Annotated in this window: 13 protein-coding genes; 5 read left to right on the top strand and 8 right to left on the bottom strand. The window is 64.3% G+C overall.

What is annotated here, in order from left to right:
- The 6 genes from V7D81_RS20605 to V7D81_RS20580 form a co-directional block, all read right to left on the bottom strand.
- Positions 1–613 (bottom strand): beta-ketoacyl synthase N-terminal-like domain-containing protein (locus tag V7D81_RS20605; RefSeq protein ID WP_324319821.1); only part of this gene is annotated, 613 nt, incomplete at its 3' end.
- A 135-nt stretch (positions 614–748) separates the two neighbouring features.
- Positions 749–2,830 (bottom strand): 3-hydroxyacyl-CoA dehydrogenase NAD-binding domain-containing protein, encoded by a 2,082-nt coding sequence (locus tag V7D81_RS20600; RefSeq protein ID WP_324319819.1) that lies wholly within the window; start codon positions 2,828–2,830, stop codon positions 749–751.
- 280 nt (positions 2,831–3,110) lie between these two features.
- Positions 3,111–4,214, bottom strand: coding sequence for a YeiH family protein (locus V7D81_RS20595; RefSeq protein ID WP_324319817.1), 1,104 nt, complete (start codon positions 4,212–4,214; stop codon positions 3,111–3,113).
- Positions 4,214–4,372, bottom strand: coding sequence for a hypothetical protein (locus V7D81_RS20590; RefSeq protein ID WP_324319816.1), 159 nt, complete (start codon positions 4,370–4,372; stop codon positions 4,214–4,216). Before V7D81_RS20590 ends, V7D81_RS20595 begins: the two co-directional genes overlap by 1 nt.
- A 191-nt stretch (positions 4,373–4,563) precedes the next feature.
- Positions 4,564–5,733, bottom strand: coding sequence for a CmpA/NrtA family ABC transporter substrate-binding protein (locus tag V7D81_RS20585; RefSeq protein ID WP_324319814.1), 1,170 nt, complete (start codon positions 5,731–5,733; stop codon positions 4,564–4,566).
- The gene (locus tag V7D81_RS20580; protein WP_324319822.1) at positions 5,730–6,335 is read right to left on the bottom strand and encodes an ANTAR domain-containing response regulator; all 606 of its coding nucleotides are present in this window, start codon (positions 6,333–6,335) and stop codon (positions 5,730–5,732) included. The genes V7D81_RS20585 and V7D81_RS20580 overlap by 4 nt, the downstream gene beginning before the upstream one ends.
- A 419-nt stretch (positions 6,336–6,754) precedes the next feature.
- Here V7D81_RS20580 and V7D81_RS20575 point away from each other — a divergent pair, with 419 nt between their 5' ends.
- From V7D81_RS20575 to V7D81_RS20560, 4 genes are all read left to right on the top strand, one after another.
- Positions 6,755–8,089: a CmpA/NrtA family ABC transporter substrate-binding protein gene (locus V7D81_RS20575; protein ID WP_349257707.1), complete on the top strand. Its 1,335-nt coding sequence runs from the start codon at positions 6,755–6,757 to the stop codon at positions 8,087–8,089.
- 217 nt (positions 8,090–8,306) lie between these two features.
- Entirely contained in the window at positions 8,307–9,335 is a 1,029-nt protein-coding gene (locus V7D81_RS20570; RefSeq protein ID WP_442958368.1) for an ABC transporter permease, read from the top strand.
- Between the two features lie 123 nt (positions 9,336–9,458).
- Positions 9,459–11,129, top strand: coding sequence for an ABC transporter ATP-binding protein (locus V7D81_RS20565; protein ID WP_324319808.1), 1,671 nt, complete (start codon positions 9,459–9,461; stop codon positions 11,127–11,129).
- Positions 11,130–11,272: 143 nt separating this feature from the next.
- Positions 11,273–12,457: a hypothetical protein gene (locus V7D81_RS20560; protein WP_324319806.1), complete on the top strand. Its 1,185-nt coding sequence runs from the start codon at positions 11,273–11,275 to the stop codon at positions 12,455–12,457.
- Positions 12,458–12,643: 186 nt separating this feature from the next.
- On the opposite strand, the gene V7D81_RS20555 is transcribed toward V7D81_RS20560, so the two are convergent.
- Positions 12,644–14,170: a hypothetical protein gene (locus V7D81_RS20555; RefSeq protein ID WP_324319804.1), complete on the bottom strand. Its 1,527-nt coding sequence runs from the start codon at positions 14,168–14,170 to the stop codon at positions 12,644–12,646.
- Between the two features lie 80 nt (positions 14,171–14,250).
- Here V7D81_RS20555 and V7D81_RS20550 point away from each other — a divergent pair, with 80 nt between their 5' ends.
- Positions 14,251–14,739 (top strand): cupin domain-containing protein, encoded by a 489-nt coding sequence (locus V7D81_RS20550; RefSeq protein ID WP_324319802.1) that lies wholly within the window; start codon positions 14,251–14,253, stop codon positions 14,737–14,739.
- Between the two features lie 6 nt (positions 14,740–14,745).
- Here the strand turns inward: V7D81_RS20550 and V7D81_RS20545 are convergent, their stop codons facing one another.
- Positions 14,746–15,678, bottom strand: a complete 933-nt coding sequence (locus tag V7D81_RS20545; RefSeq protein ID WP_324319800.1) for an SDR family NAD(P)-dependent oxidoreductase — start codon at positions 15,676–15,678, stop codon at positions 14,746–14,748.
- Positions 15,679–16,003: the final 325 nt, after the last annotated feature.

The raw sequence follows: 16,003 nt of genomic DNA, 5'->3' as shown, positions 1-16,003 counted from the left end.
TTTCCTTGTCGGTGACCTGCATGATGGAAGTCAGCGGCGCGATCTCGTCGTTGTAGCGGCCTTCGGCCTGCGCCTTGGCCGTGCGCTGCTGCGACTGCAGCGCGAACTCGTCCTGCGCCTCGCGGCTCACGCCGTAGCGCTCGGCGACGACTTCCGCCGTCTCCAGCATGGCCATGTAGACCTGCGGGATGTTCTTCACCAGCCAGGGATCGGCGGCACGGAAGCGGTTCATCTTGTCGTTCTGCACCAGCGAGATGGATTCGACGCCGCCGCCGACCGTCACCTGCATGCCATCGGAGATGATCTCTTTCGCTGCCGTCGCGATCGCCATCAGGCCCGAGGAACACGCCCGATCGATCGTCTGGCCCGGCACCGTGATGGGCAGGCCCGCACGCAGCAATGCCTGGCGCGCGACGTTGCCGCCGGTCGAGCCCTGCTGCAATCCGCAGCCGAAGACCACGTCCTCGACCTGTGCCGGATCGATGCCGGCGCGCTTCACCGCCTGCGCGATGGCGTGCCCGGCCAGTTCCTGGCCCTGGGTGTTGTTGAACGCACCGCGATAGGCCTTGCCGATCGGGGTACGGGCGGTGGAGACGATGACTGCTTCACGCATGACCAATCCTCGGATGAAAGACATTTCACACGGAGATCACGGAGTTCACGGAGCAGGAAGAACGATCGGGTCCGGGGATTCCATTCCCCGAACTCCGTGATCTCCGTGAACTCCGTGTGAAATCCGTTCTCCCGATTACTTCAGGTCCTGAAAACGCTTGCCTTCGGCGGCGAGCTTTTCCAGCAGCGGCGAGATACGGAAATCGCTGCCGAGCTTCGGACCGTATTCCTTGAGCTTGGCGACGACGTTCTTCAGGCCGACGGTGTCGGCATAGAACATCGGGCCGCCGCGATACACCGGCCAGCCGTAGCCGTTGATCCAGACGATGTCGATGTCGGACGGGCGGATCGCGATGCCTTCTTCCAGGATCTTCGCGCCTTCGTTGATCTGGGCGTAGACGCAGCGTTCCAGGATCTCCTCATCGGAAATCCTGCGCTGAGGCAGTCCGGACTTCGCGGCGAAATCCTTGATGATCTGCTCGGTGACGGGCGAGGGCTTCTGGTTGCGGTTGGCGTCGTAGTCATAGAAGCCGGCACCGGTCTTCTGGCCGCGGCGATCCTTCTCGCACAGCACTTCGCGGATCGTGGAGCTGGTGGACTTCTCCTTGATCCATCCCAGGTCGAGGCCGGCGAGATCCGCCATCTGGTACGGCCCCATCGGCAGGCCGAAGTCGTAGATGACGCGATCGATGTCCCAGGGCATCGCGCCTTCCAGAAGCATGGCATTCGTCTGCAGGGTGCGGGCGTAGAGGACGCGGTTGCCGACGAAGCCCGGACACACGCCGACCAGCGCGGCGACCTTGCCGATGCGCTTGGCGAGCTGCATCGACGTCGCGATCACCGACTTCGAAGTGTGCCTGGCGCGCACGACTTCCAGCAGGCGCATCACGTTGGCCGGCGAGAAGAAGTGCAGGCCGATGACGTACTCGGGACGCTTCACCGCCGTGGCGATCTCGTTGATGTCGAGCGCGGAGGTATTGGTCGCGAGGATCGCGCCCTGCTTGACGATCCGGTCGAGCTTGCCGAACACCTCCTGCTTGACGTCCATGTTCTCGAAGATGGCCTCGATGACCAGATCGCAGTCGGCGAGATCTTCGAGATTCAGCGAGCCAGTCAGCAGCGACATGCGCTGGTCGACGTCGGCCAGCGTGAGCTTGCCGCTCCTGGTGCTGCGCTCGTAGTTGCCGCGAATGACTTTCAGGCCGCGGTCCAGCGCTTCCTGTTTCGTCTCGACGATCGTCACGGGAATGCCGACGTTGAGGAAGTTCATGGAAATGCCGCCGCCCATCGTGCCGGCGCCGATGATGCCAACCTTCTTGATCGGAATGATCGGCGTGTCTTCCGGCACGTCCGGAATCTTCCAGGCCTGGCGTTCGGCGAAGAACACGTAACGCTGCGCGGCGGACTGCACGCCGGTCACCAGTTCGATGAACAGCTGGCGTTCGGTTTCCATGCCTTCGTCGAACGGCTGGTTCACCGCGGCTTCGATGCAGCGGATGTTGTATTCGGGCGCGAGGAAGCCGCGGAACTTGCGGGCATTGGCCTTGCGGAAGTCGGCGAAGATCTCCGGCTTGCCGCGCGCGGCCTCGACCTTGTCGTTGAGGTCGCGCACTTTCTTCAGCGGGCGCTTCTCGGCGATCACTTTCTTCGCGAAGGCGACGGCGCCGCTCTTCAGTTCGCCTTCGGCCACGATCTCATCGACCAGGCCGACGCTCTGCGCCCAGGCCGCCGGCATGTGCTGGCCGGAGGTCACCAGGTCGAGCGCGGCTTCCGGTCCGACGATGCGCGGCAGGCGCTGCGTGCCGCCGGCGCCCGGCAGCAGCCCGAGTTTCACTTCGGGCAGTCCGCATTTTGCCGACGGCACGGCGACGCGGTAGTGACAGCACAGCGCGACTTCGAGACCGCCGCCGAGCGCGGTGCCGTGGATCGCGGCGACGACGGGCTTGGGTGAATTCTCGATGGTGTCTTCGACGTCGAGGAGGCTCGGCGGCACGGGCGGCTTGCCGAACTCGGTGATGTCGGCGCCGGCGATGAAGGTCCGGCCTTCGCAGATGAGCACGATGGCCTTCACGGCCGGATCCGCGATCGCCTGCTTCACGCCGTCATTGATGCCGGCGCGCACTGGCTGCGACAGCGCATTCACGGGCGGGGAATTGAGCGAAAGGATGGCAACGTCGCCTTCGACGGCGAGATTGACCACGGCGTTGATAGCCCCCATCAGTGCGTCTCCCATGTATTCCGAAGTTGAAAAATCACCGCTGCGAGATCGGCTGCTCCGGCCTGACGGGATGTAGAACGATCGGTATGCGCGGCGGGGGCGGCATTATAGGCGCGAATTCGGAACTGAATACTGCAGCGCAAAGATTCCGCACCGCGGGAAACCCGTGTGGGCTCAAGCTGCAGCGGGGGGCCTCTTGCTGTGGGGCCGGCTTCAGCCGGCCTCTTTATTCAGAGTCAGGCTAAAGCCTGACCCACAGAAACGCACGATGCAGCGGGCTTCAGAACCCCGCGAAGATGACGGACGCAATCACCAGCGCCACGGCCAGATTGAAGATCGTCGCCGAACCGAACACCACGACCGGCCGCCAGCCTTCGGCGAGCAGCTGGGTGACGCGGAACTCCAGGCCGATGCTGACGAACGCCAGGATCAGGAAGTACGCGCGCAAGGTGTTCGCCGCACCGATCGCCTCGTTCGAGCCGCCCGACTGCAGATACAGCGTCGCGATGACCGAGGCGAGGATGAAGCCGATGACGAACTTCGGAAAGCGGTGCCACAGCGCGCGGCTGACGCCGCGGGTCGCGTCGCTGCCCTTCTTTTCGACGTGCAGCGAGAAGTAGAGCGTCAATGCCACGGCCACGACGCCCATGAGCACGTTCTGCGCGGCCTTGACGATGGCTGCGATCTGCAGCGCTTCCTCGCCGACGATGGCGCCGGCTGCGGCGACGGCGGCGGTCGTATCGATGTTGCCGCCGATCCAGGTGCCGGCCACCGGTGCGCTCAGGTCCAGCACCGAGGCCAGCCACGGCAGCACGAAGATGGAAGGCAATGCGAACAGGATCACCAGCGTCGCGGTGTAGGCGATCTGCTCCTTGGTGGCGCGCACGGCGCCGGCCGCGGCGATGGCGGCGCTGACGCCGCAGATCGACACTGCCGCTGCGAGCAGCGCACGCAGCCGATCGCCCACCCTGAATCTGCCGCCCAGCCACCACGTGAACAGGAACACGGCCGCCACCAGCAACAGTGCCTGCAGCACGCCGCGCGCGCCGGCCTTGGCAATGACGTGCAGATGCACCGATGCGCCGAGCAGCACCAGGCCGGTCTTGATGAAGAACTCCGTCTGGAAGGCGGCGGCAATGCGCTCGCGAATGCCGAGCAGGCCGATGACGCCGCTGCCGATCAGGCCCAGTGCAATCGCGTACACCGGATACTCGACGGACTTGATCCAGTTCCAGTCGACCCAGGTCGGCACGCTCTTTTCGAGAAAGCGCGTGGCCCAGGCCAGCGACAGCACGAGCGTCAGTCCGACGGCGAACCACAGCGGTGAAGTCTTTGCGGCGGACGATTGCGCATCGGCGGCAATCGCTGCGGATTCAGTGGCCATTACCACAGCACCGCTTCGGGAATCAGGCCGAACAGCGCGAGCGCGAGCAGGCCCAGCCCGACGATCGTCGCTGCCCAGTCCTCATTGATGCCGCCGCCGGATGGTCTGTCGGTTGCAGCCAGATCGGGATCGCTGCTGGCAGGATGTTTCTCGCTCATGATTCCCCCGTCTGTCGTGCGGGGCATTTGTAGCGCCGCAGGCGCCGGCTGTCCTCTTCCATGAGGCTTTGTAGTCATGACGCGCGGCTATGAAGATCTCTCTAGTCCTGTGGGGCCGGCTTCAGCCGGCCTTGTCGGAGTCAGGCTGAAGCCTGACCTACAGAAGCCGGCCCCACAGGAAGAAGGACTGCCTACGGCGATGCCGCGTACTCGCGCAGCCGCGCCGGATCGAACGGGCGGCCATCGAAGAAGCCGTCGGGCGACGCTTCGGCACGAAAATCATCGTGCGGCAGATTCACATCCAGCGGCGCCAGCGCCGCGCGATACAGGTCGGGACGATACGTCGCACGCACGGCTTCGACATCCCTGTCGGAAAACTCCGCCTGACCCCAGCGCACCATCTGCGAGTAGAACCACAGCGCGTGACTGACCCACGGAAACGTCGCCGCATGACGTGACGGCACGTAGAAATTCTCGATGTGCCGGGCTTCGCTCCCCGGCGCAAGCGTGAGGCTGCCCGAAAGCCCGCGCAGCAGGATGTGAGCGGGCGCGCCGACGTACTTCGGCTCCGACAGCAGGTGCGCGAGTTCCTCATGATGCGACGGCTGCTCGCACCACTCGGCAGCGCGATGGATCGCGCGCACCAGTGCGGCCGTGCGTTCCGGAAAGCGCCCGGCCCATTCGCGACGGCAGCCCAGGACCTTCTCCGGACTCAGATGCCAGATGGCTGTCGTCGGCGTCACGATGCTGCCGACGCCCACCGACACGGCGAGACTGCTCCAGGGTTCACCGACACAGAACCCGTCGATCTGTCCTTCGCGCAAGGCATCGACCAGCAGCGGCGGCGGCAGCACCACCAGTCGCACGTCGCGATCGGGATCGATGCCGACGGCGCTCAGCCAGTAGCGCAGTTCGTAGTTGTGACAGGAGAACGGATAGACCATCGCGAACGTGAGCGGCGGCCGGCGCGAGAGCTGGCGATCCGCCACGACATGGCGCAGCGCATTGCCCTGCACGAGCGGATCGGCGCCGCCGGCGGCTCCGGCGCGTTCCATCTGCTGCCACAGCGGCAGCGATACCGTGATCGCGTTGCCGCCGAGGCCGAGCGACAGCGGCGCCACCATCGGCACCTGCAGATGGCCGATGCCGAGCGTCGAGGCGAGGGTCATCGGGCCGAGCATGTGCGCGGCATCGAAATGACCGACGACCACGCGGTCGCGGATGTTGGCCCACGACGTCTCGCGCACCAGCGTCAGGTCGATGCCTTCGTCGTTCGCGAATCCCTTTTCGACCGCGGCGACCAGCGGCGCGCAGTCGAGCAGCGGAATGAAGCCAACCACCACCACGCCCGATGAGATCATTTCAATAACCTTGCTGCGGTCACGACGCTCTGGGCCACTTCGCTGATGCGCCGGTTCTCGTTCATCGCCGCCTTGCGCAGCAGCGCATAGGCGGCTTCCTCGCTCATGCCCTTGCTGGTCATGAGGATGCCCTTGGCGCGTTCGACCAGCTTGCGTTCGTCCAGCGCCGCGCGTGCCCGCTCCAGTTCGTCGCGCAGTTTGCTGAACGCATTGAAGCGGCTCACCGCCATGTCGAGCACGGCCTTGATGCGTTCCTTCTTCAGTCCGTCGACGACATAGGCGCCGACGCCCGCATCGACGGCGGCGGCGATCATGTCGGTGTCGGAGCGGTCGACGAACATCGCGATGGGCCGGCGGACGCTGCGCGATACCTGGAACATCTGTTCCAGCACGTCGCGGTTCGGATTCTCCAGGTCGATGAAGATCACGTCGGGATCGTTGTCGACGATGCGACGCATCAGGTTCTGCATGTCGCGCACGACGGTGACGCGCCGATAGCCCGCCTCGCGCAGTCCGTCTTCGAGAATGGCGGCGCGCATCACGTTCTGATCGACGATCAGGATGTGCAGGCCCGCATCGTTGGAGGTCTTTTCTTCAAGCATCAGCACCGGATGAGTGCAATTGATATGCCAGTGCAGGTCGCCGCGATCTGACGCGCTCCGGACGCACCGGCTTGCACGAACTTCGTGCGGGCGCCGCGCGCGACTGCGCTGCCGCGGATCAAACCGGCATCGAACTGCGAGGGTCGTTGCAGTGAAGCCGCAGGGATTTCCCGGCATTTGCCGTGCTGGCACACCAGTTGCAATTTCCGCGGCAACGGATGCGCATCGCTCATCGCGACGCATCCACCGAAACGCAGGCCCAGCATCGGGCCTGCCGGGCAACGCCGCCGACTTCCTGCGCGCTTCTACGCACGCGCTCGAGGTCGGTGGCGTTTTTTTTTGGCCGACAGTTCGAGGAGCGGGCATTCATGAGTACGGGTTCGGGAAAATGGCGGAGCGCGATCGGCGGTGCACTCGCCATGCTGACTCTGGCGGGTGCTGCGCATGGCGCCGGTCTGAAGCTCGAAAAGGAACAGCTCAAGCTCGGCTTCATCAAGCTGACGGACATGGCGCCGCTCGCCATCGCCTACGAGAAAGGCTTCTTCGAAGACGAAGGCCTGTACGTGACGCTCGAACCGCAGGCCAACTGGAAGGTCATTCTCGATCGCGTCATCACCGGCGAACTCGACGGCGCACACATGCTCGCGGGCCAGCCGCTCGGCGCGACCATCGGTTTCGGCACCAAGGCCGACATCGTCACGGCCTACAGCATGGATCTCAACGGCAATGCGATCACGCTCTCCAACGACGTGTGGTCGCAGATCAAGGCGAGCCTGCCGGTGGATGCGCAGGGCAAGCCGGTGCATCCGATCAAGGCAGATGTGTTGAAGCCCGTGATCGAGAAGTCGCGCGCCGCGGGCAAGCCGTTTCGCATGGCCATGGTCTTTCCGGTCTCGACGCACAACTACGAGCTGCGCTACTGGCTCGCCGCCGGCGGCATCCATCCCGGCTTCTATTCGCCGAGCGATGTGAGCGGCCAGATCAAGGCCGATGTGCTGCTGTCAGTAACGCCGCCGCCGCAGATGCCGGCGACGCTCGAAGCCGGCACGATCAACGGCTACTGCGTGGGCGAACCCTGGAACCAGCAGGCGATCTTCAAGGGCGTCGGCGTGCCCGTCATCACCGACCTGGAAATCTGGAAGAACAATCCAGAGAAGGTGTTCGGCGTCACCAGGGCGTGGGCGGAAAAGAATCCCAACACCCACCTCGCCGTCGTGAAGGCGCTGCTGCGTGCCGGCATGTGGCTCGATGAAAACAACGGCGCGAATCGCAAGGAGGCGGCGCAGATCCTCGCGCGATCCGAATACGTCGGCGCCGACTACCGCGTCATCGCCAACAGCATGACCGGCACGTTCGAGTACGGTCGCGGCGACAAGCGCAGCCTGCCGGACTTCAACGTGTTCTTCCGCTACTACGCCACGTATCCGTACTACAGCGATGCCGTCTGGTATCTGACGCAGATGCGTCGCTGGGGGCAGATCCCGGAAGCGAAGTCCGATGAGTGGTACGCGGACATCGCGAAGAAGGTGTACCGGCCCGATGTGTATCTGAAGGCCGCGCAGCTGCTGGTCGATGAGAAGAAGGCGAAGAAGGAGGACTTCCCCTGGGCCAGCGACGGCTATCGCGCAGCGACGCGTGAGTTCATCGACGGCACCGAGTACGACGGCCGCAAGCCGAACGAGTATCTGGCGAAGTTCGCGATCGGCTTGAGAGGCGAGCAGAAGATTGAAGGCGGAGCAGTGGCCGGCAAGTGAGCGCCCCCTCCCTGGCCCTCCCCCGCTGCGCGGAGGAGGGAATAGAAAGAAGGCTTCCTCTCTTCCCCTCCTCCGCGCAGCGGGGGAGGGCAGGGAGGGGGCGGTTCCGAGAGCTGGAGAAACATCCGTGAATGCAGCAGTTTCCGAATCGGCCAAACCCCAAACGCAGAGCGCACCGACCGACGTCACCGCGCTGCCCGCCGCGAACGCGCCGCAAGTGCGCAAGCCCGTATCGCTCGAACGATTGCACGGCGTCATCGACAGCGTCGGCCTCGGATTCCTGAATCCGCTGATCCGCCTCGCGCGTGGCGAGAATCCGCGCGCACAGCTGCGCGAACTGTGGCAGCTGCTCGGCGTACCGCTGGTCGCCATCGCGATCTTCCTGCTCGCCTGGAGCCAGGCGTCCCGCACCATCGAAACGAGTCTCGGCCAGATTCCCGGACCGGTCGCCGTATGGCAGCAGACGCAGGCGTTGTGGGTCGATCACCAGGCGGAGCGTGAGAAGGCGGTAGCGTTCTACGAACGCCAGGCAAAGCGCAACGCGGAGAAACTGGCTGCGGATCCATCTGCGGAAATCGTCACGCGCAAGTACACCGGCAAGCCCACCTACATCGACCAGATCTTCACCAGTCTCAGGACCGTGTTCATGGGTTTCGCGCTCGCGACACTGATCGCCGTGCCCATCGGCATCCTCTGCGGCCTGAGCAAGAGCATCAACGCCGCACTCAATCCGTTGATCCAGGTTTTCAAGCCGGTCTCGCCACTCGCCTGGCTACCGATCGTCACCATCGTCGTCAGCGCGGTGTATGTGTCGGCCGATCCAATGTTCGAGAAATCATTCCTGATCTCCGCGATCACCGTGACCCTGTGTTCTCTATGGCCGACCATCATCAACACCGCGCTCGGCGTCGCCTCGATCGACAAGGATCTGCTCAACGTCGCCAAGGTGCTGCGCCTGCCGTGGCAGACCAAGCTGTTCAAGCTCGTCATGCCCTCGTCGCTGCCGCTGATCTTTACCGGCATGCGCCTGTCGCTCGGCGTCGGCTGGATGGTGCTGATCGCCTCCGAAATGCTGGCGCAGAACCCGGGCCTGGGGAAATTCGTCTGGGACGAATTCCAGAACGGCAGCTCCGATTCCCTGGCCCGCCTGATGGTCGCCGTCTTCACCATCGGCCTCATCGGCTTCGTGCTAGATCGCGCGATGCTGACACTGCAGAGCGCGTTCAGTTTCGGTCGCGGGCGATGAGCCGAGAAATAGCCGCAAAGAGGCGCAAAAAAACACAAATAGGGAAGAGCGATTCTCGACTTCGATTTGCGGGCTTTGCGCTTTTTTGCGGCCATTTGTCTTTCTCTTTGGCAGGGATTCTCGATGAAATTTCTCGAACTCAAGAACGTGACCAAGGGCTACAAGGGCTCCGGCGGCCGGCACGCGGAGGTGCTGAGCGGGGTGAACCTGCAGATCGAGGAGGGCGAGTTCGTCGCCATCGTCGGATTTTCCGGCAGCGGCAAGACGACGCTCATCTCGACGATCGCCGGACTGACGGCGCCCGACAGTGGCGAGATTCTGCTCAAGGGCAGACCGGTGACGGACGCGGGTCCGGATCGCGGCGTGGTGTTCCAGAGCTACTCGCTCATGCCGTGGCTCACGGTTTTCGGCAATGTCGCGCTTGCGGTCGATGCGGTATTTCCCCGGCTCGCCGCAACGGCGCGGCGCGCGAAGGTGCTCGAACACATCGACATGGTGGGTCTGTCGCATGCAGCGGATCGCAAGCCCGCCGAGCTGTCGGGCGGCATGCGCCAGCGGGTCGCGGTGGCGCGGGCGCTGGCGATGAGTCCCGAGATCCTGCTGCTCGACGAGCCGCTGTCGGCGCTCGATGCGCTGACGCGTTCGCGGCTGCAGGACGAGATCGAATCCATCTGGCGCCGGCAGCGCAAGACCGTGATCCTCGTGACCAACGACGTCGATGAGGCCCTGCTGCTCGCCGATCGCATCATTCCGCTGACGCCCGGTCCGCGCGCCACGCTCGGGCGGGAATTCAAGGTGAACTTCCCGCGGCCGCGCGAGCGCGCGGCGATCAATCACAGCGAGGAATACCAGCACCTGCGCGCGCAGATCACGCAGTACCTGCTCGAACTCGGCGCGACCCAGGCGTCGCAGACGCAGGAAGGCGCCGGGTTGCCTGAAGTCGTTCCCATCACCGCGTCGAAGGCGCAGCGCACCGCGACGGTGACGAAGCCGGCCGAGAATCCCGACAAGTTCGTCGAGTTCTACGAAGTCAGCAAGGTGTATCCGACACCGAAAGGCCCGCTGACCGTCGTCGATCGTTTCAGTCTGGACATCCGCAAGGGCGAGTTCATTTCGCTTATCGGCCACTCCGGCTGCGGCAAGTCGACCGTGCTGTCGATGATCGCGGGGCTCAACGAGATTTCCGGCGGCGGCATCGTGCTCGACGGACGCGAAGTCGTCGGCGCCGGGCCCGATCGCGGCGTCGTGTTCCAGGCGCCGAGCCTGCTGCCATGGCTCACGGCGCGCGAGAACGTCGCCCTCGGCGTCGAACAGGTCTACCCGCACATCGGCAGCGGCGAACGCAGCGACATCGTCGACTACTACCTGACGCGTGTCGGCCTCGCGGATGCGCTCGACAAGAAAGCCGGCGAACTTTCCAACGGCATGAAGCAGCGCGTCGGCCTGGCGCGCGCCTTCGCGCTCGCCCCCAAGCTGCTGCTGCTCGACGAACCCTTCAGTATGCTCGACGCGCTGACGCGCTGGGACCTGCAGGAAGTGCTGATGGATGTCTGGCGCCGCAATCGGGTCACCGCCATCTGCGTTACGCACGATGTCGACGAAGCCATCCTGCTCGCCGACCGCGTCGTGATGATGACCAATGGCCCGAACGCGCGTGTCGGGCGCATCATGCGGGTCGACCTGCCGCGCCCGCGCACGCGCAAGGCGCTGCTGGAGCATCCGAAGTACTACGAGTACCGCGAAGAACTGCTGCAGTTCCTCGCGGACTGCGATCGCGAACACAAGGCGGCTTGAACTTCTTCCTGTAGGTCAGGCTTTAGCCTGACTCCCAAGAAAGCCGGCTAAAGCCGGCCCCACAGGAAGAGGGCGAAGTTCGATTTTTCCGGCTTTGGAGGAGACATATGAGAAGAATCGGTTGGATGACAACGGCGTTGGCAATGAGTGCCACCACTCAGGCAGCGGACTTCGGTCCCATCGGCGGGGCGATCGGCGAGACCAAGCCGATCATCGACGCACGGCTGCGCTATGAGGGCGTCGATCAGGACCCGATGGCCGAAGACGCCGAGGCAGTGACGCTGCGGGCGCGGCTCGGATTCGAAACCGGCAAGGCGTGGGAAACCGCGCTGCTCGTCGAAGGCGAGTTCGTCTGGCCGTGGATCAGCGACTACAACAGCACCATCAACGGCAAGACGCAGTATCCGGTCGTGGCCGATCCCGAGAGCTACGAGGTCAATCGCCTGCAGCTGGTGAACACCAGCCTGCCGCAGACGACGATCACGCTCGGACGCCAGCGCATCACGCTCGACGATCAGCGCTTCGTCGGCAACGTCGGCTGGCGCCAGAACGAACAGACGTTCGATGCGCTGCGCGTGGTCAACAAGTCGATCGCCAATCTTACCTTCGACGTCACGTATCTCGACCAGGTCAATCGCGTCTTCAGCAAGGACTCGCCGCAGGGCCGCTACGAAGGCGACAGCTTTCTCGGCAACGTCTCTTACCAATTCCCGGTCGGCAAGCTGACGGCGTTCGGCTACTGGCTGGAATTCGATCCGATCCCGAACGTGGCCGCGGCCGTGCGCGATTCATCGCAGACCTACGGCTTGCGGTTCGCCGGCGAACGTCCGCTGAGCAAACTGAAGCTCGCCTATGCGGCGTCTTACGCCACGCAGGAGCAGTACAGCGACAACCCGCTGAACTTCGACAACGACTACACCCTGCTCGAGCTCACCGGCACCTACCGGCAGTACTCCGTCGGCCTGGGCTGGGAAGTCATGGCGGGCAACGGCGTGAAAGGGTTCACCACGCCGCTCGCCACGCTGCACAAGTTCCAGGGCTGGGCCGACAAGTTCCTGACGACCCCCGTCGATGGCATCGACGACAAGTACCTCAACGCCGGTTTCACGCTGAAGGGCGTCGGTCCGCTCGACACGCTCGGACTGCAGGCCAGCTGGCACGAGTACCAGGCCGAACGCACGTCGCAGGACTACGGCAGCGAGATCGACGTGCAGCTGCAGGCGAAATGGAAGCGCTTCACTGGCGCGCTCAAGTACGCGGACTATTCCGCGGACGGACTGTTCACCGACACCAGCAAGTTCTGGGTGCAGGTGGAATACATCTGGTAGGAATCGGAGTAACCGCAAAGAACGCATAGAACGCAAAAAATCGGAAAAGAAGATCGCCGCAAAAAGCGCAAAAGGCGCAAAAAATCAGACGTTCTGACTTTGCGCCTTTTGCGCTTTTTTGCGGCCATTCTTTTCTTCTATGCGTTCTTTGCGTTCTATGTCCCGCGGGATTCCCTTCGGTCACGGTTACTCCTCCTTCCTGACCTTCTGCGGCTTCAGCCTGCACCCATACACCGCAGGTTCGCTCTTGCAGATGTCTGGCAGGCCGTGGTCCTGCCAGAACGGCAGCAGGCCTGCGGCGCTGACGATGGTTTCGAAACCGTCGTGTCTGCGCAGGAACGCCGTCTTCGGCAGCCAGAGGATGCGCAGCGGTACCGCTTCGTTCTGTTTGTCGAGCCGCAGCATGCGGTTGAAGACGAAATCGGACTGACGCAGGGCGGCGCCGCACACCAGTTCCGTGACGGGATCGATCAGCCCGTCGTTGGCGGCGCGCGTGATGGCCTGCAATGCGCGCGGTGTTTCGCGGCGATTGGCGACGGCGCGCAGCAGCGGTTCGACCCAGGCTGACGAATTCCGCGAGTTCTCCGCGGTGCGCAGGATCTGTTGCGCATCGGCGATCTGGCCCGACAGCACGGCGTCGAGTGCGTGAACCACTGCGACATCGAGAGCGGTGCTGCGGACGCCGTCTGCTTCGACGGTTCCTGTCGCAAGCTGTGCATAGGCGAGACATTCATTCGCGCCGACGCTGTGCGGTTGCAGGATGACGGCACGCTGCGCGATCGGCAGCGCCGCAGTGGCGTGACCGACATCCATCAGCAGACAAGCAAGGCCCTCGACGGCTGCGGGCGCGTTAGGGTCCGACTGCAGCGCCGTCTGAAAATGATCCTGCGCCGTGGCCCATTCACCGCGCCGCAGGCTCACCAGTCCCAGCGCGCTTTGCGCATTCGTCAGCGAGGGATCGAGCGCGAGTGCGCGTTCCGCAGTGGCTTCGGCCAGATTCGTCAGCGAGCCTTCATCCTCGCCGCCCAATCCCAGATACGCGACCGACAGCAGCGAGAGCGCACGCGCGAAGCGCGGTTGATTGCGCGTCAATGCTTCCAGCCGGTCAACGCTTGCAGAACTCGTCGCGCTTGCCGGCTGCGTAAAGCCGCGCCCGTCGGCGCCGAGCAGTTCGTTGGCGCTGGCGAGGTAGGCACGGTAGGCATCGGCGTCCGTCGTTCCCAGCAGCGCGACCCAGTCGCCCTGCGCGTGGGCGGCACCGAGGAATTCGGGCAGGGCGGCGGCGAGCGATCGCAGGATCTCGAATTCGTCGCGGCCCAGTTCGATATTTCGTTCGCGTTCGACGACGCCGTCGGGAGTCGCGAGCTCGAGCGTGGCCGATGTCGCCGGCGCGGAATGCATTTCGACGCGCAGGGTGTAACTCGGCCGCGCCTCCGGACCGATGGGCGCCACCTGCATGCGTCCGCGAATCAAGAGATGTCGCAGCTCGCGTTCGAGCCAGGCGAAGTCGGCGGCGGGCCGGGCGGGATCGGACGACGGCGCCGCGATGGCGACCACCTGCAACGGCCGCGACGCATGGAACTTGTCGCGTACCTGCGGCGCCGTCGGTGGCGGCACTTGCGGGGCCGGCTCTTCCGGCTTGCATCCGCGCAGCGTCAGCCACACCGCAAATGCGGCGAGCAGCAGCAGTCCCGCGATGCGCCATCGATTCATGGCGCGAAGAGTGCCAAAGAAGTTGACGCTTGTCTGTGCGCGGTTGAGAGTCGCGGCAACTCCACTCACAGCGCATCGTCATGACCGACCGACCCAACCTGTACCTGCTGCGTGCCGCAGATATTGCCGCCCGCTCGCAAACGTTTTCGCATCCGTGGAATCCGCGCTCGGAAATGACCGGCTACCAGATGGCGAAATCGACCGGGCTGAAACGCACGGGCGTGAATCTCGCGCGCATCCCGCCCGGCAAGGAATCGTTCGTGTATCACGCGCACTGGCAGGAAGAGGAGTGGATCTACATCCTGGCCGGTCGCGCCATCGCCCGCATCGACGGCAGCGACTATGAAGTGGGGCCCGGCGATTTCATGGCGTTTCCGTCGCCCGGCGTCGCCCATCATCTGAGCAATCCGTTCGACACCGAACTCGTCTATCTGATGGGTGGCGAGAATCGCGAGGCGGATCTCATCGACTTTCCTGATCTCGGCAAGCGCATGTTCCGTCATCCGAAAGGGATCGACGTCGTCGATCTCTCCGCGGTGCAGCCGTTCGGGCCGCTGGATCAGGAATGAGTCCCTTCAGACGCCGGTCAGTGTCGTACTGAGTTCGCGCAGTCGCGCGCGGGCCTGCACGTCGTAGGCCTGCGCGTTGGCGCGCATTTCGGCCTTGCCGTTGAAGAACAGTCCGGACTTGCCATCCAGATCCGACGAAGTCGCGACATAGACGACGGCGTCGGCGCCCTGTTCGACCGTGCTGCGCGGCGTGACCCCGGCGTCGCGGACCATGGCGGTATCCATGTAAGTCGCGGGATGCAGCGAGTTGGCGGTGACGCGGGTGCCCTTGAGTTCCTCTGCGAGATCCTGCGTGAACAGGATCTGCGCCAGCTTGCTCTGGGAATAGGCGCGACCGCCGTCGTAATCGCGCTCCAGCATCACGTCGTCGAATTCGATGGGTCGCTGCGCCAGCGAGGCGATGTTGACGATGCGCGCCGGTGCGCTCGCGATCAGCGTGGGGAGCAGCAGGCGCGTCAGCAGGAAGCCCGACAGATAGTTCACGGCGAAGCGTCGTTCGAAGCCGTCGGCACTGACTTCACGGTCTTTGCCGCCGTCGGCATCCGCCGAACCGATGCCGGCGTTGTTGATCAGCAGATGCAGTTGCCGGTGGTCCTTGAGGATGGCCGCCGCGAATTCGCGGACCGCGGCGAGCGATGCGAAGTCGGCCGCGTAGAACATCGCACCGCCCTTGTTCAGCGCATCGATCTCCTTCACGACCGCGGCGCCGCGTTCGCGGTTGCGACCGTGCACGATGACGTGCGCACCGGCGCCCGCCAGCTTGAGCGCAACGGCCCTGCCGAGTCCGTCGGTGGAACCGGTGACCAGCACCGTCTTGCCCGCGAGCGAAGGCAATGCCGTCGCGTTCGTTTCGGCGGCGAGGAGGCGCTGTGCGCTCAGCCCGCCGAGCATGGCGGCGCCGCTGAGCAATACGGATCGGCGAGTCAGTCGAGTCTTCATGGCTGCACCTCGGTGAATGAGGTGTGCAGCGTACCGGCGTTGGAAGGTTTGTTGTTCCCGGCTTGAGAATTCTTTCGGTGGGCTGAGTGAAAGCTTTCGTCGCTACTTTATCTGCAAGTGCATCGCTGCGTTGAGGCCCGTGCCTTGGGTCCTTCGCGCCTTTCGGGGACGCCGTAAATCCGTCCCTGGAGGCTCTGACGAAAACATCCATGTTTTCGACAGCCCCGAAAGGCGCGAAGGACCCAAGACACGGGAGTGGCTTCGATCGACAGCCCCCTCCCTGGCCCTCCCCCGCAAGCGGGGGAGGGAATTCGGCCCCCTCCCC

It is taken from the genome of Povalibacter sp. (assembly GCF_036735925.1).
Lineage (GTDB): Bacteria > Pseudomonadota > Gammaproteobacteria > Steroidobacterales > Steroidobacteraceae > Steroidobacter.
This window is presented reverse-complemented; position numbering and strand designations above follow the sequence as displayed.